At 57.8% G+C, this 19,624-nt stretch carries 17 protein-coding genes and 1 tRNA gene; 11 read left to right on the forward strand and 7 right to left on the reverse strand.

What is annotated here, in order from left to right; genetic code table 11:
• Positions 1–95: 95 nt before the first annotated feature.
• A complete protein-coding gene (gene dinG, locus ACLEIV_RS00855) occupies positions 96–2,210 on the forward strand; it encodes an ATP-dependent DNA helicase DinG (protein ID WP_410454775.1) in 2,115 nt (704 codons plus the stop codon).
• Positions 2,211–2,377: 167 nt separating this feature from the next.
• A complete protein-coding gene (locus tag ACLEIV_RS00860) occupies positions 2,378–3,010 on the forward strand; it encodes a YccT family protein (RefSeq protein ID WP_410454776.1) in 633 nt (210 codons plus the stop codon).
• 55 nt (positions 3,011–3,065) lie between these two features.
• On the opposite strand, the gene ACLEIV_RS00865 is transcribed toward ACLEIV_RS00860, so the two are convergent.
• The 4 genes from ACLEIV_RS00865 to ACLEIV_RS00880 form a co-directional block, all read right to left on the reverse strand.
• Positions 3,066–3,602, reverse strand: a complete 537-nt coding sequence (locus tag ACLEIV_RS00865) for a DUF924 family protein (RefSeq protein ID WP_410454777.1) — start codon at positions 3,600–3,602, stop codon at positions 3,066–3,068.
• A 211-nt stretch (positions 3,603–3,813) separates the two neighbouring features.
• A complete protein-coding gene (locus ACLEIV_RS00870; RefSeq protein ID WP_410454778.1) occupies positions 3,814–5,181 on the reverse strand; it encodes a YjiH family protein in 1,368 nt (455 codons plus the stop codon).
• 329 nt (positions 5,182–5,510) lie between these two features.
• On the reverse strand, positions 5,511–6,167 hold the full coding sequence (locus ACLEIV_RS00875; RefSeq protein ID WP_410454779.1) for a thiopurine S-methyltransferase: 657 nt from the start codon (positions 6,165–6,167) through the stop codon (positions 5,511–5,513).
• 156 nt (positions 6,168–6,323) lie between these two features.
• Positions 6,324–6,521 carry a DUF4250 domain-containing protein gene (locus ACLEIV_RS00880; RefSeq protein WP_410454780.1) on the reverse strand — a complete coding sequence of 66 codons (198 nt, stop codon included), beginning with the start codon at positions 6,519–6,521 and terminating at the stop codon, positions 6,324–6,326.
• A gap of 177 nt (positions 6,522–6,698) precedes the next feature.
• Here ACLEIV_RS00880 and ACLEIV_RS00885 point away from each other — a divergent pair, with 177 nt between their 5' ends.
• The gene (locus tag ACLEIV_RS00885) at positions 6,699–7,256 is read left to right on the forward strand and encodes a hypothetical protein (protein ID WP_410454781.1); all 558 of its coding nucleotides are present in this window, start codon (positions 6,699–6,701) and stop codon (positions 7,254–7,256) included.
• Between the two features lie 117 nt (positions 7,257–7,373).
• Here ACLEIV_RS00885 and ACLEIV_RS00890 read toward each other — a convergent pair whose 3' ends face one another.
• Complete coding sequence (locus ACLEIV_RS00890) at positions 7,374–7,775, reverse strand: phosphate-starvation-inducible protein PsiE (RefSeq protein ID WP_410454782.1); 402 nt, start codon at positions 7,773–7,775, stop codon at positions 7,374–7,376.
• Positions 7,776–8,190: 415 nt separating this feature from the next.
• Here ACLEIV_RS00890 and ACLEIV_RS00895 point away from each other — a divergent pair, with 415 nt between their 5' ends.
• From ACLEIV_RS00895 to ACLEIV_RS00905, 3 genes are all read left to right on the forward strand, one after another.
• The gene (locus tag ACLEIV_RS00895; RefSeq protein WP_410454783.1) at positions 8,191–9,675 is read left to right on the forward strand and encodes a SulP family inorganic anion transporter; all 1,485 of its coding nucleotides are present in this window, start codon (positions 8,191–8,193) and stop codon (positions 9,673–9,675) included.
• Positions 9,676–9,687: 12 nt separating this feature from the next.
• Complete coding sequence (locus ACLEIV_RS00900) at positions 9,688–10,542, forward strand: universal stress protein (protein ID WP_410454784.1); 855 nt, start codon at positions 9,688–9,690, stop codon at positions 10,540–10,542.
• A 189-nt stretch (positions 10,543–10,731) separates the two neighbouring features.
• On the forward strand, positions 10,732–11,586 hold the full coding sequence (locus ACLEIV_RS00905; RefSeq protein WP_410454785.1) for a universal stress protein: 855 nt from the start codon (positions 10,732–10,734) through the stop codon (positions 11,584–11,586).
• A gap of 106 nt (positions 11,587–11,692) precedes the next feature.
• Here the strand turns inward: ACLEIV_RS00905 and ACLEIV_RS00910 are convergent, their stop codons facing one another.
• Complete coding sequence (locus ACLEIV_RS00910) at positions 11,693–13,285, reverse strand: ABC-F family ATPase (protein ID WP_410454786.1); 1,593 nt, start codon at positions 13,283–13,285, stop codon at positions 11,693–11,695.
• Between the two features lie 455 nt (positions 13,286–13,740).
• On the opposite strand from ACLEIV_RS00910, the gene cysQ reads away from it, so the two are divergent.
• On the forward strand, positions 13,741–14,559 hold the full coding sequence (cysQ, locus tag ACLEIV_RS00915) for a 3'(2'),5'-bisphosphate nucleotidase CysQ (RefSeq protein WP_410454787.1): 819 nt from the start codon (positions 13,741–13,743) through the stop codon (positions 14,557–14,559).
• Between the two features lie 166 nt (positions 14,560–14,725).
• Here cysQ and ACLEIV_RS00920 read toward each other — a convergent pair whose 3' ends face one another.
• Positions 14,726–15,586 carry a universal stress protein gene (locus ACLEIV_RS00920; RefSeq protein ID WP_410454788.1) on the reverse strand — a complete coding sequence of 287 codons (861 nt, stop codon included), beginning with the start codon at positions 15,584–15,586 and terminating at the stop codon, positions 14,726–14,728.
• Positions 15,587–15,858: 272 nt separating this feature from the next.
• Here ACLEIV_RS00920 and ACLEIV_RS00925 point away from each other — a divergent pair, with 272 nt between their 5' ends.
• The 4 genes from ACLEIV_RS00925 (at position 15,859) to asnB (ending at position 19,482) form a co-directional block, all read left to right on the forward strand.
• Positions 15,859–16,287, forward strand: a complete 429-nt coding sequence (locus ACLEIV_RS00925) for a YbjN domain-containing protein (RefSeq protein WP_410455082.1) — start codon at positions 15,859–15,861, stop codon at positions 16,285–16,287.
• Between the two features lie 282 nt (positions 16,288–16,569).
• Positions 16,570–16,657, forward strand: a tRNA-Ser gene (locus ACLEIV_RS00930).
• 188 nt (positions 16,658–16,845) lie between these two features.
• Complete coding sequence (locus tag ACLEIV_RS00935; protein ID WP_410454789.1) at positions 16,846–17,484, forward strand: 2OG-Fe(II) oxygenase; 639 nt, start codon at positions 16,846–16,848, stop codon at positions 17,482–17,484.
• A 333-nt stretch (positions 17,485–17,817) separates the two neighbouring features.
• Positions 17,818–19,482, forward strand: a complete 1,665-nt coding sequence (gene asnB / locus ACLEIV_RS00940; RefSeq protein ID WP_410454790.1) for an asparagine synthase B — start codon at positions 17,818–17,820, stop codon at positions 19,480–19,482.
• Positions 19,483–19,624: the final 142 nt, after the last annotated feature.

Consider the following 19,624-nt stretch of genomic DNA (forward strand, 5'->3'; position numbering starts at 1 on the left):
TGACCCACGGCGCTTTTCCCCAGTTAACTGCTTGTAACTGGCATAAAAACGGCTAACGGTTATAATTGCGGCGTCAATTCATCCAGCTCCCCTCTATGTCCCAGCCCACATCACAAGCTCAACCACTCGCTACGCCACCCAAGTCGGGCGGTGATTACCAAAACCTGGTGCGCGATAACTACCGTCGCTTAAGTCAGGCGCTGCCCGGCTTTATTCCCCGTCGGGAGCAAAACTACCTGGTGGCGGAAATCGGCAAGGTATTGCTCGGCCGCTACGACCGGGCCCGGCGTATTCTGGTGGCCGAAGCCGGCACCGGCATCGGCAAGTCGCTGGCCTATCTGCAGGCCGGCATTCCGTGGGCGCGCATGAATCAGAAGAAGCTGGTGATCTCCACCGCCACCCTGGCGCTGCAGGAGCAATTGGTGGACAAGGATCTGCCGCTGTTTCTGCCCCACTGCCAACCCGCCTTTCGCTTCGTACTGGCCAAGGGCCGGGCGCGCTACTGTTGCGCCCGCCGGCTAGAGGCACTGGCCCGGGGCGAGGCTCAAATCGGCATGTTTGAACCGGCGCAGGCATTGAATCCGGGCCAGCAACAGCAACTGGCCGAACTGTGGCAGGCCTTCATGGCGGGCAGCTGGCAAGGTGACCGGGACAGCTGGCCCCAGCCCATCGACCCGGCCCTGTGGCATCAACTGCAGGCAGAGCGGCACAGCTGCCAGCCGGCCCTCGGCCACCAACGATGCCCCTTTCATCTGGCCCGGGCCGAGCTGGAGCAGGCCGATGTAATAGTGGTCAATCATGCCCTGCTGCTGGCCGATTTGAGCATGGGCGGCGGCATTGTGCTGCCCGAGCCGGAGCAGTGCCTTTACATACTGGATGAAGCTCATCATATCGCGCCGGTGGCCCGCGAGCAGGGATCGGCACGGCTGGCCCTGCGCCAGAGCCGGCGCCAACTCGAGCAGTTCAACAAATGGCTGGGTGGCCTGAACGAGCTGCTGGGGGCAGAAGGTCAGTCGGCGCTGGGCCGGCTGCTACAGAGCCTGAGCCAGCTGATACCGGCGCTGAACGGCCTTTACCGTCAATTGCACGGTGCCCTGCAACGCCGGGAACTTGAACCCGACTCTCAGGGCTGTCTGCGCTTCAGTCCCGGAGATTTACCCTCCGGTCTTGATGAATTGCTCGGCGTATTGAAAGACGATGCCCAGATGTTTTGCCGCGCCCTGGGACCCTTGCACAGCCAACTGAGTGAACAGCTCAAACTCAGGCCGAGCCAGGCCGCCGCCATAGAGGCTGCGCTGGCGACCCTGAGCCAGCAGCAGCTGCATGGCGAGCAATTGCGCGACGGCGCCGAGTTATTGCTGCGTGCCACCGGCCCCAAACAGACGCCCCCGGCCCGCTGGCTGGAACTCGTTCAGCACGACAAGCAGGAACTGCTGATCTGCGCCACCCCACTGGCGGTGGGCCATCTGCTGGAACAATGGTGCTGGTCGCGGGCGGCGGCGGTGATCATGGTGTCCGCCACCCTCACCGCCCTGAACGATTTCGGTTATTTTCGTCGGGCCGTGGGATTACGGGCCGACGACGGCAGCCATTATCTGCGCCTGAATTCACCCTTCAATTATCAGAGCGCCCGGCTGATCATACCGCCGCTCGGCTGCGAGCCGACCGACCCGGATTTTGACGCCTTGCTGGTCGAACAGATCCCGCTGTGGCTGAAAGATCAGGGCGCCAGCCTGGTGTTGTTTTCTTCCTACCGGCAGATGAACCAGGCCGCCGAGGCATTACGGGCCAAGGGCCTCTCGCTGCTGGTGCAGGGCGAAGCCAGCCGTCAGGCCCTGTTGCAACTGCACAAGATGAAATGCGACGGCAAACAGCCCAGCGTGCTGTTCGGTACAGGCAGCTTTGCCGAGGGGCTGGACCTGCCCGGCCACTACCTGACCAACCTGGTCATCACCAAGTTGCCCTTCGCCGTGCCTACCTCGCCGGTAGAAGAAGCCATGGCCGAGTGGATCAGCCTGTGCGGCGGCAACCCCTTCATGCAGCTGGCCATGCCCGAGGCCTCGCGCAAGCTGATCCAGGCCTGCGGCCGCCTGCTGCGTACCGAAACCGACAGCGGCCGCATCGTGCTGCTGGACAAACGGCTGATCAGCCGGCGCTATGGCCCGGCCCTGCTCGACGCCCTGCCCCCCTTTACCCGAGAGCTGGGTTAAGGCCACACTGGATTGCCGTTATCGGTTATTGCGCTGCCAACCGTAAATTGTCACAATCCTGCGGTTAACTTGAATACTACTAATTACTTAGCAGCCCATTCCGCATATAAAACCTGTATGAAAACCGTACATCAGGGATGGGAACATACATGGCTCAGGAGCCCCAGATGAAAACACGTTTAACCCTCGCCGCCCTCGCGCTTGCCGGCTTGTCTTTTGGCGCCAACGCCGCCACCTTTGAAGCTCAACAGCCTTATCAAATCCATTTGGTCAATGGCAACAAAACCGCCAACAGCATTACCAAGTCCGTCCACAAGGTGGATCTCGCCGAAGGCAAGCAACAGCTTGCGGTTTCCTATACCAACGATTTTTCAACTCGCTCCGAGTTACGCGTGCTCAATGGCGATCCGGTGATCATTACCCTTGATGTGCCTGCCGATGCCGAGCTCACTCTCGACTATAAAACGCCCATCAATTATCAATTGGCGCGCCAGTTTTTACGCGAGCAAGCGACCGAACTCTCCATCGTAGACAAGAAAAACGGTAATAGCGTACCGGCCGAGCTGACCCTGATCCCGATGCCGGCCGGCCTGGATACCGCCGCTGGTATTCAGGCATCCTTGGCAGAAAAAGGCATGGCCTTCAACGGCCGCACCGATGCCGCCGTGGCCGCCGCCCAGGCCAAGTTTGGCGATGCGGTCGTGGACGCCGACGCTCTGGAGATGCTGAAGCACTGGTGGAACGCCGCCGACAAGGACACCCAGCGCGCCTTCCAGATCTGGACCATCCAGCAGCAGTAATAAAAAAGGGTCGGCGTTATTTTCGCATTCGAAAAAAGACGCCGACCTCCTTTATTCAGAAGGAGGAGCCTGGTTGCTGCAGAAAGGTGATTTCTTCGGCGGTGGATGTCCGTCCCAGAATGGCGTTGCGATGAGGATAACGTCCGAAACGGACAATTATATCCCGGTGCCGTCGTTCGAACGCCAGATTATCGGCCGTATCGTTTTTCTCGAATAGGGCCAGCGCCACATCGTGCACCTTGAGCGACTCGCTGTGCATCATCGGCATGTACAAAAACACCCGCTGCTGTTGCGTCAGTCCCCTCTCCGCCCCCGCGCTTATCGCCTCCTGTGCCAGGACCAGCGCCATGCCGTCGACGGCAAAGGCTTCGGGCTGGTCACGATGAATATTGCGGGAAAACTGGTCCAGCACGATGATCTCCGCCAATCGCCCCTCCGCCCGGGTACGCCATTCGAACAACTCCCCCAGACAGGCTCGCCGATGCAGCGCACCAAAACGCCGGCGAATGTCATCATCCAGCGCCTTGCTCTTTTGCCACCACTGAGCCGGCGTCAGCTCCTCAAACCAGAATGTCAGTACCGATTGATACATTACTGCTCCTTGATGTAACCCCTGTAGATAACAACACTAGCAGAGCATGCGCCATAGCCGGGCGGTGTCGCCTCCCTCCAGCCCTCCCCTTGCGTTGCCCCCCGAGTCATTCTGATGGTAGCGCAGTCAAGGGAAGGGAGCGGATCTCTGCCGTGAAGATACAAAAAAGCCCCGTATCCACGGGGCTTCTTCAGGCTAAAAAGCGTTGTTGTCAGAACACCAGGTGGCCGATGAGCGCAATCACCGGCAGGGTGACCAGAGTGCGCAGCAGAAAGATGACAAACAGCTCCACTATATTCACCGGGATCTTGCTGCCCAGCAGCAGGGCGCCCACTTCCGACATATAGATAAGCTGGGTCACCGACAGGGCGGCAATCACGAAGCGGGTCAGATCACTCTCGATCGAGGTCGCGAGAATGGCCGGAATGAACATGTCGGCAAAACCAACCACCATGGTCTCGGAGGCGGCGGCCGCTTCCGGGATCTGCAGCAGCTCCAGTAGCGGCACAAAGGGCATGCCCAGCCAACTGAACAGCGGCGTGGTTTCGGCAATCACCAATGCCAGGGTACCGAAGGCCATCACCACCGGCAGTACACCCAGCAGCATGTCCAGGGCATTGTGAAAGCCGGTACAGGCCACCCGGCCCAGGCTTTCCACCTTGCCGGCACGGGCCAGTGCCAGGTGATAACCGTGGCTCAAACGGGAATAACCGGCCGGGGTCTCTTCGTCATTGCTCGGGCGCGCTTCACCGTTGATGAAGGTGTCCTTCTTCCAGCACAGCGGTGGCAGACGCGGCACGACGATGGCCGCGACGATACCGGCCAGACATACCGCCAGGTAGAAAGGAATGAACATATGCTCCAGTTTCACCTGAGCCAGTACCACCAGGCTGAAGGTGATGGACACCGCCGAGAAGGTGGTGCCGATCACCGCCGCCTCGCGCTGGGTGTAATGCCTGCCTTCATACTGTTTGCTGGTCAGCAGAATACCCACGCTGCCATCGCCCAGCCAGGAGGCCATGCAGTCTACCGCCGAACGACCGGGCAGACGAAACACCGGCCGCATGATACCGGTCAGCAGGGTGCCGACAAATTCCAGCAGGCCGAAGTCCAGCAGTAACGGCAACAGCAGACCGGCAAAGATAAAGACCGCAAACAGCACCGGCAGTAGATCGTTCAGCACCAGGCCGCCGGTGTCACCGCTATAGAGAATTTCCGGGCCGGCCTGGGTGTAAACCATCACCACGAACACGGCGCCCAGCAGCCGGCTTACCAACCACACAGGACTCACGTTGAACAGGGTATTCAAAAAAGAGCTGCGGGTGACAAACGCCGGTTTGAACAGGGTGGCGAACAGGGTCACTACCGCCGACAGGCTGATAACGCCGGTCACTATAATGGTGAGCGAATCCGACAACGCCGCCTGCAGGCTTTTGGCCAGCACCGCTATCATGATGGTCAGATCGCCGTTATAGCTGACCGGGGTCATGAACAGCAGTATGCCCAGCAGCGAGGGCAGCAAAAACATCAGCAGATTGCGTTTACCAACCGCAGCCTGCCCTTTCAAGGTATTTTCCATGGTTACTCCTTCCTTATCGGGTCACAACGCCCAACTCGGCTAAAAAAGGTAAAAACCGCTGTTTTATGCGGCCCAGCAAGACATAAGGGAATAAAACCAACCCATCAATGAATAAATCATCACATTGTAGCCATCTTGCTGAATACTTATTTTACAGCCAAATATATTTAATCAAAAGAAAAAACCAAAACATATCCCCACCAAGGCGGGTCATGTTAGATTTTTGTTCTATTTTGTTAAAGCAGGCGGGAGTATAGGGATTTTTCGGGGTCAAGGAAACCGACCCGGCGCACAAAAATAAAAAAGGCTGCCGGGGCAGCCTGGACAACTCATTTACGCCGGAGCACAAAACACAACTCATCGAAGAACTGCCGTTCCCCCGACGCTACCCGGGGATTGTGCTGTCCTTCTTCTATATGCCCCAACCGCTCCACGGTGAAATGCGCCTCAAACAGCCGCCGGACTTCCGATTCGGGCACCGCAAAGGGCGGCGACTGCTGCTGCTGGGCGGGAGCATAATCCACGGTGATCAGCAGCAGAACCGCCCCCGGGTTAAGCAATCGCGCCAGCAAGTCGACATAGGCGATACGCATCGACTCCGGCAGGGCAATCAGCGCCGCCCTGTCATAGGCGGCATCGAAGCGGCGCTGCAGGCTGTCGGCCTGAAAGAAGTCGCCTTCATACAGGCGTATCCGGCCGGCATGTCGACATCGATAGTCACCTGATTGCTCCGAGTCGGGTTCAAGCCCGGCTTCGGCGAAAAAGTCCTGCACCGCCAGCGGCGACAGCTCGAACCCCGCCACCGGATGCCCCTGCTCCGCCAGCCAGTGCATATCCCGGCTCTTGCCGCAAAGAGGCACCAGCACCTCGGTCTGCTCCGAGAGCGTTAAGCCGGGCCAGAACCGGCTTAACTGGGAGTTAACCTGCTGGCGGTGAAATCCGATGCGCGAAGACTGCCAGCGCTGATGCCAGAACTCTGCTTCCATGTCGACTCCTATTGTGAGGGTCTGCTGACCTTTCGACGTAATTTGTGCCGCAGTTTGTGGGTTCGGCTAAACGCGTTTAACTCGAACGAAATTCGGCCGCAAGAGGTCAACAGCCCCTGATAAAACCGGGACTATCGCAGCTTGACACCCTGTCTATCAAGCCCCCGGCTTGAACTGATTGCTGTTGGGATCGTAGCGGTAGCCAATTTGTGACATACGCGCCATCAGCCAGCCGCTGTCCAGCTCGTAACGGGACAGCAATGCCGTGAGGCTGTCGCACTCCAGACGCAGCTTCTCGTTCAGAATACTCAGCACCATATGGTTATCCATTCGCTCCAGTAACGTTTTGTCCATGTCGTTCTCCCGTCTGGTTTTTTGGGCTCTATATAGCCGGATCAACGAATACTATAGCCGGAGCGTAAAATACTGCCCCACCCAAAAATACTGTTCATTTAAACAGTATTTTGTTGACCGATGCTTCACCGACCACTACTGTATATAAAAACAGTAACCGAGCAACAAGGATCCCGTATGGCCACTCTCTTGTTTTCCCATGAGCCGTTATCCCGTGAGCAGGCGTTTGCATTCATGCCCCAGAGCCAGTCCCATCAGGGGGAAGCAGACAACCCCATCATGCGTATTACTCACTGGAACAGTGCTCAACAGGCTCGCCTGCTGGCTAATCTGGCCGCCATCAGTCGCGATAACCGGGGGTGGATATTGATCGCCAATGCACCGGCGCCGTTGTCACGCCGGGCACTGGTGGAGGCAGACGTCAATCCGGCACGGGTAATAGAGGTAAAAAGGGCATCCAGGCAGCTGCTGCAACAGGCCATGGCCTGCACCGGCATTGCCGCCCTGGTGTGCTGGCAGTCAGCCGATCTCACGCTGCCCACCGGCAGCCATCGTCGCCAAAGTGTGTTCATGGTCAACCAGCACGATCCCCTGCCGGCTGCATCCGTTCAGGCAAGATGTACCCCCGGCCATTTCATGACCGGCATGAGACCCGCAGCCAGACAATGCGGTTCGCTGCATGCCGTGATCTCCGCCAAGGCGGGTTGGCGGAACGGGTCCTTTATCCGGGATTGATATGGCAATCGAACAGATCGATTGTTTACTGGGATGGGGTTAATCCGGCGAGAGCCGCCATAGGGTGGCGGCCTTAAAAGAAACGGTATAGAGAAACGACGCGTTAGAACCGCCTGCTCAGTGCCCGCCTTCGTCCTTGTCGTAAGGAAACCTGACGTGGCCGTAGCGGATCACCAATATCGCCACCGCCAGTACCAGAGCGGCGCCGGCCACCGTGAACAGCCGCCAGCTGTCCATGCCTTTCATGTCCAGAATAAGATAACGAGCCAAAGCGACGATGGCGATATAGAGCGGTATGCGAATGGGCAACTTACCGGAACGCAGGTAAATGGCAACCATCGCCAGCACTTCCAGGTAGATAAACATCAGCAGCAAGTCGGCCAGGGTCACGGTTCTGGCTCGCCACATATGGCCAATTTCAATGCCCACCGCCGCCACCGTGGACGCGGCCACGATGATCAGGCCAATGTGCTGCAACACATCCAGTACCTTGCTGCCCAACATGCGGTTATTACTCATAGACTTCCCTTCGATTTGATGTAAACAGAATACATTTCCGGGCTTGCAGCCAGGTTGACACTTTTGTTGCCCGGTCTGTGAAGAGAGTGCAGCCCGTAAAGGTGGCGACACCCGGGTCGAGACCGCTGGATCCGGTCTTGTTCCCATCCGGGCCGACCCCTATAATAACCGCGTTTTCACTCACATAACTTATAAGAAATTAAACTTGTATGAACTTTTTGAATAAAGCGAACACACCGCCCTAGCCCGCACACCCAGTATCCACCGCGCTTGTCAGTGCCTTGCCTCGCCCCTGTGCGAGCGTTTTGCTTTGCCCATACAACCTTGTCCATACAAGTTAATGAATCCGTACCACCGCGCCCGCCCCGATGCCACGCCGGTACGACACCCGACCCACAACCCTGGAACAATAATAATGCTACCGAATATCAAGCAAACCTGGTTCTTCAACATAAGGGGAGACGTGCTCGCCGGCCTGGTGGTTGCCCTGGCGCTGATCCCGGAAGCCATCGCCTTCTCTATCATCGCCGGCGTCGACCCGAAAGTCGGTCTCTATGCCTCCTTCAGCATGGCGGTGGTCATCGCCTTCGCCGGTGGCCGTCCAGGCATGATTTCTGCCGCCACCGGCGCCATGGCGCTGCTGATGGTGACCCTGGTCAGGGAGCACGGTCTGCAATATCTGCTGGCCGCTACCCTGTTGTGCGGTGTACTGCAGATCCTGGCCGGTTATTTGCGTCTGGGCGAGCTGATGCGCTTTGTGTCCCGCTCCGTGGTCACCGGCTTCGTCAACGCCCTGGCCATTCTTATCTTTATGGCCCAGTTGCCCGAACTGACCAACGTCACCTGGCATGTGTATGCCATGACCGCCGCCGGACTGGGTATCATATATCTGCTGCCGCTGGTGCCGGTCGTGGGCAAACTGCTGCCTTCTCCCCTGGTCTGCATCGTCAGCCTGACCCTGGTCGCCATTGCCTTCGGCATCGATATACGCACCGTGGGTGACATGGGCGAGCTGCCGGACAGCCTGCCGATGTTCCTGTGGCCCGAGGTACCTCTCAACGTCGAGACCCTCGCCATTATCTTCCCCTATTCCCTGTCGCTGGCCATAGTGGGTCTGCTCGAGTCGATGATGACCGCCACCATAGTGGACGATCTCACCGACACCAAGAGCGACAAGAACCGGGAGTGCAAGGGCCAGGGTCTGGCCAACATTGCCACCGGCGCCCTGGGCGGCATGGCCGGTTGCGCCATGATTGGTCAGTCGGTCATCAACGTCAAATCCGGCGGTCGCGGCCGGCTCTCGACACTGGTAGCGGGCGTGGTGCTGCTGATCATGGTGGTGTTCCTCGGCCCCTGGGTATCCCAAATTCCGATGGCGGCGCTGGTGGCGGTGATGATCATGGTCTCTATCGGTACCTTCAGCTGGAGCTCGGTTACCGATCTGAAAGCGCATCCTGTCAGCTCCAGCATTGTAATGGTCGCCACCGTCGCCACCGTGGTATACACCCATAATCTGGCTTATGGTGTGCTGATGGGGGTACTGCTCAGCGCCCTGTTCTTCGCCAACAAGGTGGGGCAGATCCTGTATGTGGGCTCCGCTAAAGCCGACGACGGCGCCCGGGAATACCGGGTAGTGGGCCAGGTGTTCTTCACCTCCGCCGAGCAGTTCGTGGCCGCCTTCGACTTCAAGGAAGTGGTCGGACGGGTACGCATCGATCTGAGCCGGGCCCATTTTTGGGATATTACCGCCATCGGTGCCCTGGACAAGGTGATACTGACTTTCCGCCGGGACGGCACCGAGGTGGAAGTGATCGGTCTGAACGAGGCCAGCGCCACCCTGGTGGATCGCTTTGCCGAGCATAAGGATCCCAAGGCTGTAGAAAAGCTGATGGGCCACTAAGGAGTAATGACTATGACGACCAATGTAATGGCCTGTATCGACGGTTCCAGCCACGCCAGCGCCGTATGCGATTGCGCCAGCTGGGCCAGTCTGCGCCTAGAGGCTCCGCTGACCTTTATTCACGTACAGGGCAAGGATGCCAGCCAGGCCAAAAGTGATCTCAGTGGCAGCATTGGCCTGGGTAGCCAGGAACACTTGCTGGCAGAGCTGGCAGAGCTGGATGCCCGGCGCAGCAAGCTGGCCACGGAGCAAGGCTCACTGATGCTGGATGCTGCACGCACCCGTGCCACTGTGGCCGGAGTGGCAGCTCCGGCCACCTTGCAACGCCACGGCGAGCTGATTGAAACCCTGTTGGAATTCGAGCCCGATACCCGGCTGCTGGTGCTGGGCCGCCACGGGGAAGCGTCCAGCTCCCCCTATGCGCATCTCGGCAGCCATGTCGAACAGGTGATCCGTGCCCTGCATCGCCCCATTCTGGTAACCCAGGGCGAATTCAAGACGCCGGAAAAAGTCATGCTGGCGTTCGATGGCAGCGCCACCACCCGCAAGGGAGTGGAGATGCTGGCCCAGAGCCCGCTGTTCAAGGGGCTTGAGCTGCACATAGTGCTGGTGGGTGCCGATACCGACGATCACCGGGAACAACTGGCCTGGGCCGGCAGCGTTCTGAGTCAGTCCGGCCTTGATGCCCGTACCCACATCGTGGCCGGTGAGGTCGACCGGGCACTGCCGGCTTATCAGCTGGAGCATGGCATAGACATGATGGTGATGGGCGCCTACGGCCATTCCCGCATTCGTCAGCTATTGGTGGGCAGCACCACCACCGCCATGATTAGCACAGCCCGGGTGCCACTGCTTATCCTGCGCTAATCCGTGCTTTCCTCATGCTCAGTGCAGGGCCGCCCGGCCCTGCCCTTTTTCGACCAACGACCCCGACCCGCAGTAACCTTACGCCGCATCAAGGCACAAGGGCGCCCAAATATGGTAGAGTAATCGAGAATCGGAGCCCCCTCGATTCTTTATTATTCAAGTCAACAACTTACCATCAGGATGAAGGTCATGAACACCAATGTATTAGCTTGTATCGACGGCTCCGAGCACACTGCTACGGTTTGCGATTATGCCGCTTGGGCCAACTGCCGCCTCGGCACTTCTCTGGTATTACTGCATGTTTTGCACAAACCGGAGCCGAGCGTACTACTCAATCTGAGCGCAGCCACCAGCCTCTACGCCCAGGAAGATATCACCACCGAACTGGCCGCCCTGGACAAGAAAAGAGTCGAGCTGGTCAAAGAACAAAGCCGTCTGGTGCTGGAGCAGGCCGGTAACCATGTGACCCAGGCCGGTTTCCCCACGCCCCGCACCATTCAGCGCGAAGGCCGGCTGGCGCAGGTACTGGATCAGTACGAAGATTACTGCCAGTTGCTGGTATTGGGCCGCCAGGGCAGCAACCAGGACGACTCTCCGAATCGGCTGGGAAGCCATGTAGAACAGGTGATCCGTACCACCGACAAGCCCTTGCTGCTGACGACCGGCGAGTTTAAAAAGCCGAGCCGGATCATGCTGGCATTTGACGGCAGTACCACCACCCGCAAGGGCCTGGACATGCTGGCAAGCTCGCCGCTGTTCCGTGATCTCGAGTGCCATGTGGTCATGGTAGCCGGACCCGACCCAAAAAACCTCGAGCTGTTGGAAGTGGCTCGCCTGCAGTTGGAAGAAGCCGGCTTGAAGGCAACCTCTGCGCTGTTGCAGGGAGAGGTTAAAAAGAACCTGCTGGCCTATCAGCAGAAACAGAACATCGATCTGACGGTGATGGGTGCCTACGGCCACTCCCGCATGCGGCAGTGGCTGTTGGGCAGTATCACCGATCTGATGCTGCTGGAATCATCGCAACCCCTGCTGATACTGCGCTAGGGATTATCCAGCACGAAAAAACCACCGGGGGTCATGCCCCCGGTGGTTTTTTTCTGCCTGAGCCAGACCGGGCGGAAGCTCGTTCCCGCCCGATCAAATCGTCCGGTTACACTACGCCTTTTTCACGCAGATATTCTTCGTAATTGCCGCTGAAGTTGCGCATGCCGCTTTCGCTCAACTCGATAATGCGGGTAGCCAGCGATGACACGAACTCCCGATCGTGAGACACGAAGATCAGGGTCCCCTGATACATTTCCAGCGCCATGTTCAGCGACTCGATAGACTCCATGTCCAGGTGGTTGGTGGGTTCATCCATCACCAGAATGTTGGGCTTTTGCAGCATCAGCTTGCCGAACAGCATGCGCCCCTGCTCACCACCGGACAGCACGCCGACTTTCTTCTTGATGTCGTCCTGGCTGAACAGCAAACGCCCGAGAATGCTGCGAATGGTCTGCTCGTCGTCGCCGGCCTGCTGCCACTGACTCATCCAGTCGAATACCGTGATATCCATATCGAAATCGTCGGCATGATCCTGAGCGTAATAACCGATAGTGGCGTTATCCGACCACTTGTAATGGCCACTGGTGGGCGCCAGCTCACCGACCAGGGTCTTGACCAGGGTCGACTTGCCGATACCGTTGGCACCGAGAATGGCGATGCGCTCACCCACTTCCACCAGCATGTTCAGATTCTTGAACAACGGCTCTTCGCCATAGCCCTGAGACATCTGTTCCATTTCCAGCACGTTACGGTAGAGCTTCTTGTCTTGCTCGAAACGCAGGAAGGGGTTCTGGCGACTGGAGGCCTTGACCTCTTCCAGCTTGATTTTTTCTATCTGCTTGGCACGAGAGGTCGCCTGACGGGCCTTGGAGGCGTTGGCGCTGAAGCGGGCCACGAACGACTGCAGATCGGCAATCTGGGTCTTTTTCTTGGCGTTATCGGACATCAGGCGCTCGCGGGCCTGGGTGGAGGCCAGCATGTAGTCGTCGTAGTTACCCGGATAAACCCGCAGTTCACCGTAATCCAGATCCGCCATGTGAGTACAGACACTGTTCAGAAAGTGACGGTCGTGCGAGATGATGATCATGGTGCTGTTACGCTCGTTGAGCGCACCTTCCAGCCAGCGAATGGTGTCGATGTCCAGGTTGTTGGTGGGCTCGTCGAGCAGCAGCACTTCCGGATCGGCAAACAGCGCCTGGGCCAGCAGCACCCGCAGTTTCCAGCCTGGCGCCACTTCGCTCATGGGGCCGGTGTGTTGCTCGACCGCAATGCCCACGCCCAACAATAGCTCGCCGGCACGGGACTCGGCGGTGTAACCGTCGTACTCGGCTACCTTGCCTTCCAGCTCTGCGGCTCTCATGTAGTCGTCATCGCTGGCTTCCAGATTGGCGTAAATCGCGTCACGCTCCTGAATGGCGGCCCACAGTTCGGTATGGCCCATCATCACCACGTCCAGCACGCGTACATCTTCGTAGGCGAACTGATCCTGGCGCAGCTTGCCCAGCCGCTCGTTGGCGTCCAGGCTGACATTACCGGCGCTGGGCTCCAGATCCCCACCCATGATTTTCATGAAGGTAGACTTGCCGCAACCGTTGGCGCCGATAAGGCCATAACGGTTGCCGTCGCCGAATTTAACGGAGATATTTTCAAACAGCGGCTTGGCGCCGAATTGCATGGTGATGTTGTTGGTGGAAATCAAGAAGCAGACTCACAATTAACGAAACGAAGGAAGGCGCTATCGCCGAAGGTCGACAAGGATACCGGCACCGGGAGAAAAGTTCAAAGAATGTGCAATATTAATGGCAACAAGGGTGCCACATGGGTGTTTTTCAGCGGGAATCCCAATCACATTGAGTATCTGACCAGATGTGGGGCGGAGCGCCAACGGCAGCACAGCCGCCTCTCTCGACACGCTACGAGTACACCCATGGCATGTCATGGTCGTGGGAGGCGTTCTCTGTTGCCTCTTCCTGAACACCAAGTGGCCTGCAGACAGTACTAACAGGCGATGCCCGAGCATCAAGGAGAACGAAAAGATTGATATAAAAATCGAATGGATCCTTTGATGAGCCGGCTTTTACTGCATAAATAGGAATAAGCTGCGTTTTTTTATATCATATTGACTCATTTCAAGGTCACCCTATGGAGAGCACGGTGCACTCAGATTACCTCACTGCCGCCCTGATTACCGAGGTGGAAACCATCGCCCGGGAGGCGGGTGCCGCCATCATGGACATCTATGGCCGGGATTTTTCGGTCGAGCAAAAAGCCGACCAGTCACCGCTGACCGAGGCCGACGCCGCCGCCCATCGGCTGATTGACGCTCGCCTGAACCAACTTCCTCTGCGCCTGCCGGTGCTGTCGGAAGAAGACACAGATCAATTCGGCGGCGCTGACGCACAAGGCCGTTACTGGCTGGTCGACCCGCTCGACGGCACCAAGGAGTTCATCAAGCGCAACGGCGAATTTACCGTCAACATTGCGCTGATCGAACAGGGCGCTCCGGTACTGGGCGTGGTCTATGCCCCGGCGTTGGAGCTGTGCTACACCGCCGCCCGGGGATTTGGCGCCACCAAGACCGACGCCGAGGGTAATAAAAGGCCGCTTAAGGTCGCCGAACATCAGGCCGGCACGCCCTGGCGGGTAGTGGGCAGCCGCTCCCACGCCGGTGAGGCCATGCCGCTGTTGCTGGAGAAACTGGGTAAGCACGAGCTGGTCGCCATGGGCAGTTCGCTCAAGTTGTGTCTGGTGGCCGAAGGCGCCGCCGATGTGTATCCGCGGCTGGGGCCCACCTCGCTGTGGGATACCGCCGCCGCCCACTGCGTGGCGGAGCAGGCCGGTGGCCGGGTGATACAACTCGATGGCCGGCCACTCGGCTACGCCAACCCACAACAACTGCTCAATCCTCATTTTCTGGTCGTGGGCAACAGCAATCAGCGCTGGCCGGCGTTGTTTAACAGATGTGAGCAGTAGCGCACCAAGAGACGCAGGGCTACCTCCTCCGATACGCATCGAGCCCCCTTGTGAGGCTCAGCGACCATCCTCGACATGTGATGGTCGGCCGAGGCAATTCCTGCGGCCTTTTCTATGACCCGGCGCTGTCTGTTGGTGTTGTTATTCAGACAACGCCGTTCCTGACTTACCTCGCCACCAGTACATCGCAGGGCAAGGTGCTCAAAAAGCCGGTGGCGACGCTGCCGATCAGCAACCGGCCGATGCCCTGTCGACCATGCGTACCCAGCACCAGCAGTTGTGGCCGATGCAGCTCTACCGCATTGGTCAGGCAAGCCTGTACGCCGCCCGCCATGATATCGGGCCGGATACGGTCTTGATCGTCTTCTATCAAAAAATGCGCCATCTCGGTTTCGATCTCTCTGGTGATCCGCTCCTTCTGCAGCCTGATCATGTCATCCATATCCTGCTGGTCGTGGTGCACGAAGCCGATAAAAGGCGGATCGAATACATGGACCAGCCGAATGTCCACCTCCGGCGCCAGCCACAAGGCCGCCTTCAGCGCATGGTGCGAACTGCGGGAAAAGTCCGTCGCCGCCAGCACATGTTCATAGCTCTTCGTAGAATCGGTACTGACCATCAGCAGGGGGATGTCGCAGTGGCGCAGCAAGCGCTCGGCGGTAGTCCCTACAAAAAGATCCCGCAACGGCTCTATATGATGCCGTCCCACAATCAACAGGTCGGCTTTCAGCTCCTCGACTTTTTTGCCCAGGGCTTGATAAGGCTTGCCCAGCATCACATGGCAGCCTCCCCGGGCTTTAAGATCCTCGGGCAAGAGATCGAAAAAAACCTGCAGGGCCATTTCAGCCGCCTGTTGCAGTCGGTGGCGCACCGAAATTTCGACCATGGGCTCATAGAGGGTCAGCGCATCATCCACTACATGTATCAGGTGCAGGCTGGCCTTGAGCCGAACGGCAAGTTCGACAGCCCTTTTAACCACCAGCATGGACTCCTGTTCCAGATCGATAGCAGCAAGCAGTGTTTTCATCTCGATTTTCCTTCTAATAGCCTTCCGATAGCAAAAGATAGTAGTGGCAGACGGCAACTTGTCACAATAACCAGGGGAACAGGGTTGCTCCTCGATGGACATATAGTGAGCATTCCCGCTTTTGATAACAAAATCAAATCAAAGCGGGTTTTATTACCCGGTCGCGCCCGTCGGGGCCGGCTTTTGATTTTCCTCACCCGGCCTTTGGTTTACACTAGCGTCCCTTCAAGCCCCATTTTTCAGGAATCTCAGTGTTAACAGCAGAAATCGCCATGCGCTGGCTAACCGCCGGTTACATCGACCACTACATCTGTGAAAACTGCCACGGCATCCACCTTTCCGATCTGCAGGGGCAGGACGGCGTACTGGAAAGCCGACTGTTCGTGGAACATGAAGACGCCATTCTCACCACCGAAATAGAGGTGCGCCCCACCGCCCTGCTGGCTCTGGTGGCCGACCTGGGCCGACTGAACATGAACTACCCCAGCCTCAAGGTATTTGTCGATATCGTTGACGACAATCTGCCCCGCCTGATCGTGGCCGACTACCTCCACACCCAGGCCGGTATGGATCAGCCGCAGTTCTTGTGGATAGTGCAGCAAACCATGATGGCGACCCAACAGCTGTTGAACGAAATCACCGAGCTCGGCTTTCTGATGCAGGACGAGGAGCCGCAGAAAACCCCCTCGGCTGTGCATTAAGCCCGCAACTTGTTCAGGGTTAAGCCAGTCGCGCGTTTTTTTACTGAAAAGCCTTGAACAAGCACCGACAAGTCGTTAACTTACGCCCCGTTCCCAAGCGGGGCCGGTCAAGCAAGACCATAACAAAATGCCGGAAACCTGGTGAGATGTCCGAGAGGCTGCCCAAGGCGAAGCCTGAAAAAGGCAAAAGCCACGGAGCCTGCTCCGTCGGTTCGAGGACATGAATCATCAGTAAACACGGAGTGAACATAACACTCTTGAATAAAATTGAATGAAAAATATGGTGAGGTGTCCGAGTGGCTGAAGGAGCACGCCTGGAAAGTGTGTATACGGCAACGTATCGAGGGTTCGAATCCCTCCCTCACCGCCACATTGAAACCCCGAGCAGCACTGCTCGGGGTTTTTTCATGCCTGAAAGCACCATGTTTGCACTCCTTTTCGGCAATCGAATGACAAACCTTTCCTCAAACAGTACTCTCGTTCTTCACGTGCAGTTTTTCTTTCTGGCTACCCGAGTCGTAATGGGTGTACATAGGCGCTCCTGATGGAGGGTTCGATGTGAATGCAGTTGTACGGCTTGAACATGATTTTACCGAGATAGTGGATGCGATTGCCGACCCCGGCATCGGTATTTTTCCCGACTTTATCAATGCCGATATGGTCGCCGCCCTGCGCCACGACCTGGCCACCCTGCCCCCCGGGGAGCTGACCCCTGCCGCTATCGGCCGGGAGCGACTGCAACAGACCAATGAACAAATCCGCACCGACAAGACCCGCTGGCTGGAAGGCGATTCCCCGATACAGCGCTGTTACCTGGCGCAAATGGCCGAACTGCAGCTACAGCTGAACCGCCAGCTGTTTATGGGGCTGAAAGACTACGAGTGCCACTATGCGCTTTATCAGATGGGCGATTTTTACAAGAAGCACCTGGATGCCTTTCGTGGCCGGGGCAACCGCCGGCTCACTACCGTGCTGTATCTCAACGACGACTGGCAACCGAGCGATGGCGGCGAGTTACTGGTCTATCCTGTGCGCGGAAAAACCGTCATGCATCGGGTATTGCCAAAAGCCGGCACCCTGGTGTGCTTTCTGTCGGAAGACTTCCCGCACGAGGTGTTGCCGGCCACCCGGGACCGGCTGAGCATCGCCGGCTGGTTTCGTATCGACGACCCGGTCGCCCCGACCATACGGCTGTAATACCAATACCAGCAAGGGTCTGCTCATCTTTTTGCACTGATGTCTGGTACTGAGCGGCGCAAAAAGATGCTAGAGCGAATCGGCGGAGCGGGCCCTTTGTTCGGGGCCTATATGACACTCAAGCAGATCGACGGTTCAATGGGCCAGACACCACCGCACAATCATTAAAATTACACGTCATTTTTTGACGATTTAAAAAATAAAGCCATTTAATATATCAATTTAAAATTCAAATGGCTTTATTTATCACATTTCATCATTTTCACTTTTCATCCTGGTGTCACTCTGCCAACCTGAGCCTAGTGTTTAGCGCCACCAATTAAGGATGATCCCATGTGTTCTATCTTCGGTATTCTCGAACTCAAATCCGACCCCGCTATCCTGCGCAGCCGGGCACTGGAGCTGTCCAAGCTATTGCGCCACCGGGGCCCCGACTGGTCCGGTATCTACAGCAGCGACAACGCCATTCTGGTACATGAGCGGCTGGCCATCGTCGGCCTGGACAGCGGTGCCCAACCGCTACTGAACCCGGCCAAAACCCAGGCGCTGGCGGTAAACGGCGAAATCTACAACCACAAGGAGCTGGAAGCCGGGCTTGCCGTGGACTTCGAGTTTCAGACCCAGTCCGACTGCGAAATCATACTGGCGCTGTATAAGGAAAAAGGGCCCGGGTTTCTCGACGATCTCAACGGCATCTTCGCCTTCGTCCTTTACGACGAAGAGCAGGACGCCTATCTGATTGGTCGTGATCACATGGGCATAATTCCGCTCTACACCGGCCACGACGAACAGGGCAACTTCTATGTCGCCTCCGAGCTGAAGGCGCTCACCCCCGTATGCAAGAGCATCAAGGAGTTTCCTCCCGGCCAGTTGCTGTACAGCAAGGAAGGCAAGCTGCGCCGCTATTATCAACGCGACTGGGAACACTACGCCGCGGTCAAGGACAATACTTCCAGCGTGATCGAGCTGCGCGAAGCGTTGATGGCGGCGGTCAAGCGCCAGCTGATGTGCGACGTGCCCTATGGCGTGCTGCTCTCCGGCGGCCTGGACTCGTCGGTGATCTCTGCCATTGCCAAGATTTATGCGGACCGCCGGGTGGAAGACGGCGACAACAGCGAAGCCTGGTGGCCCCGGCTGCACTCCTTCGCCGTGGGCCTGGAAGGTGCGCCGGATCTGATTGCCGCCCGCAAGGTAGCCGATCACCTGGGTACCGTGCATCACGAGCTGCACTACACGGTGCAGGAAGGTCTCGACGCCCTGAGCGAGGTGATCTATCACCTGGAAACCTACGATGTCACCACCATCAGAGCCTCTACCCCCATGTACCTGATGGCGCGTCGCATCAAGGCCATGGGCATCAAGATGGTGCTGTCCGGCGAAGGCTCGGACGAACTGTTCGGCGGCTATCTGTATTTCCACAAGGCGCCGAATGCCAAGGAATTCCACGAAGAAACGGTGCGCAAGCTGCAGGCGCTGCACATGTTCGACTGCCTGCGAGCCAACAAGTCGATGGCCGCCTGGGGCGTGGAAGCCCGGGTACCCTTCCTCGACAAGGAATTCATGGACGTGGCCATGCGCCTGAACCCAACCGACAAGATGTGCGGCAACGGCAAGATGGAAAAACACATACTGCGTGAAGCCTTCAGCGATCTGCTGCCCGTTGATGTGGTATGGCGCCAGAAGGAGCAGTTTTCCGACGGCGTGGGTTATTCCTGGATAGACAGCCTGAAGGAAATGGTGGAAACAGAGGTGACGGATCAGATGATGGCGGCGGCGGCGTTCCGGTTCCCGCTCAACACCCCCACCAACAAGGAAGCCTATTATTACCGCGCCATCTTCGAAGGCCACTTCCCGCAGGAGTCCGCCGCCCACTGCGTGCCTTGTGGTCCGTCCGTCGCCTGCTCCACCCCCACGGCACTGGAGTGGGACGAGCAATGGAAGAACATGGCCGACCCATCCGGCCGGGCAATAAAAGGCGTTCATACCCAGTCTTACTGAGCCACCCGACGACACCGGGTAGCGCCTTCACAGGCGCCACCCGGCATCTCACCTCCATGAAAATAACGTCGTTATTGACGCCTCGGTCACCTGTCTTTTGTATGTTATTCATTTATGTTACTGCGCAGGGATATGCTAATGT

The sequence above is a fragment of the Oceanisphaera submarina genome (assembly GCF_046521305.1).
Lineage (GTDB): Bacteria > Pseudomonadota > Gammaproteobacteria > Enterobacterales > Aeromonadaceae > Oceanimonas > Oceanimonas submarina.

Excerpts from the sequence above, each read along its gene's own strand:
- dinG (WP_410454775.1), top strand. The coding sequence starts at position 96 with ATGTCCCAGCCCACATCACAAGCTCAACCACTCGCTACGCCACCCAAG.
- ACLEIV_RS00860 (WP_410454776.1), top strand. The coding sequence starts at position 2,378 with ATGAAAACACGTTTAACCCTCGCCGCCCTCGCGCTTGCCGGCTTGTCT.
- ACLEIV_RS00865 (WP_410454777.1), bottom strand. The coding sequence starts at position 3,602 with ATGTATCAATCGGTACTGACATTCTGGTTTGAGGAGCTGACGCCGGCT.
- ACLEIV_RS00870 (WP_410454778.1), bottom strand. The coding sequence starts at position 5,181 with ATGGAAAATACCTTGAAAGGGCAGGCTGCGGTTGGTAAACGCAATCTG.
- ACLEIV_RS00875 (WP_410454779.1), bottom strand. The coding sequence starts at position 6,167 with ATGGAAGCAGAGTTCTGGCATCAGCGCTGGCAGTCTTCGCGCATCGGA.
- ACLEIV_RS00880 (WP_410454780.1), bottom strand. The coding sequence starts at position 6,521 with ATGGACAAAACGTTACTGGAGCGAATGGATAACCATATGGTGCTGAGT.
- ACLEIV_RS00885 (WP_410454781.1), top strand. The coding sequence starts at position 6,699 with ATGGCCACTCTCTTGTTTTCCCATGAGCCGTTATCCCGTGAGCAGGCG.
- ACLEIV_RS00890 (WP_410454782.1), bottom strand. The coding sequence starts at position 7,775 with ATGAGTAATAACCGCATGTTGGGCAGCAAGGTACTGGATGTGTTGCAG.
- ACLEIV_RS00895 (WP_410454783.1), top strand. The coding sequence starts at position 8,191 with ATGCTACCGAATATCAAGCAAACCTGGTTCTTCAACATAAGGGGAGAC.
- ACLEIV_RS00900 (WP_410454784.1), top strand. The coding sequence starts at position 9,688 with ATGACGACCAATGTAATGGCCTGTATCGACGGTTCCAGCCACGCCAGC.
- ACLEIV_RS00905 (WP_410454785.1), top strand. The coding sequence starts at position 10,732 with ATGAACACCAATGTATTAGCTTGTATCGACGGCTCCGAGCACACTGCT.
- ACLEIV_RS00920 (WP_410454788.1), bottom strand. The coding sequence starts at position 15,586 with ATGAAAACACTGCTTGCTGCTATCGATCTGGAACAGGAGTCCATGCTG.
- ACLEIV_RS00925 (WP_410455082.1), top strand. The coding sequence starts at position 15,859 with ATGCGCTGGCTAACCGCCGGTTACATCGACCACTACATCTGTGAAAAC.
- asnB (WP_410454790.1), top strand. The coding sequence starts at position 17,818 with ATGTGTTCTATCTTCGGTATTCTCGAACTCAAATCCGACCCCGCTATC.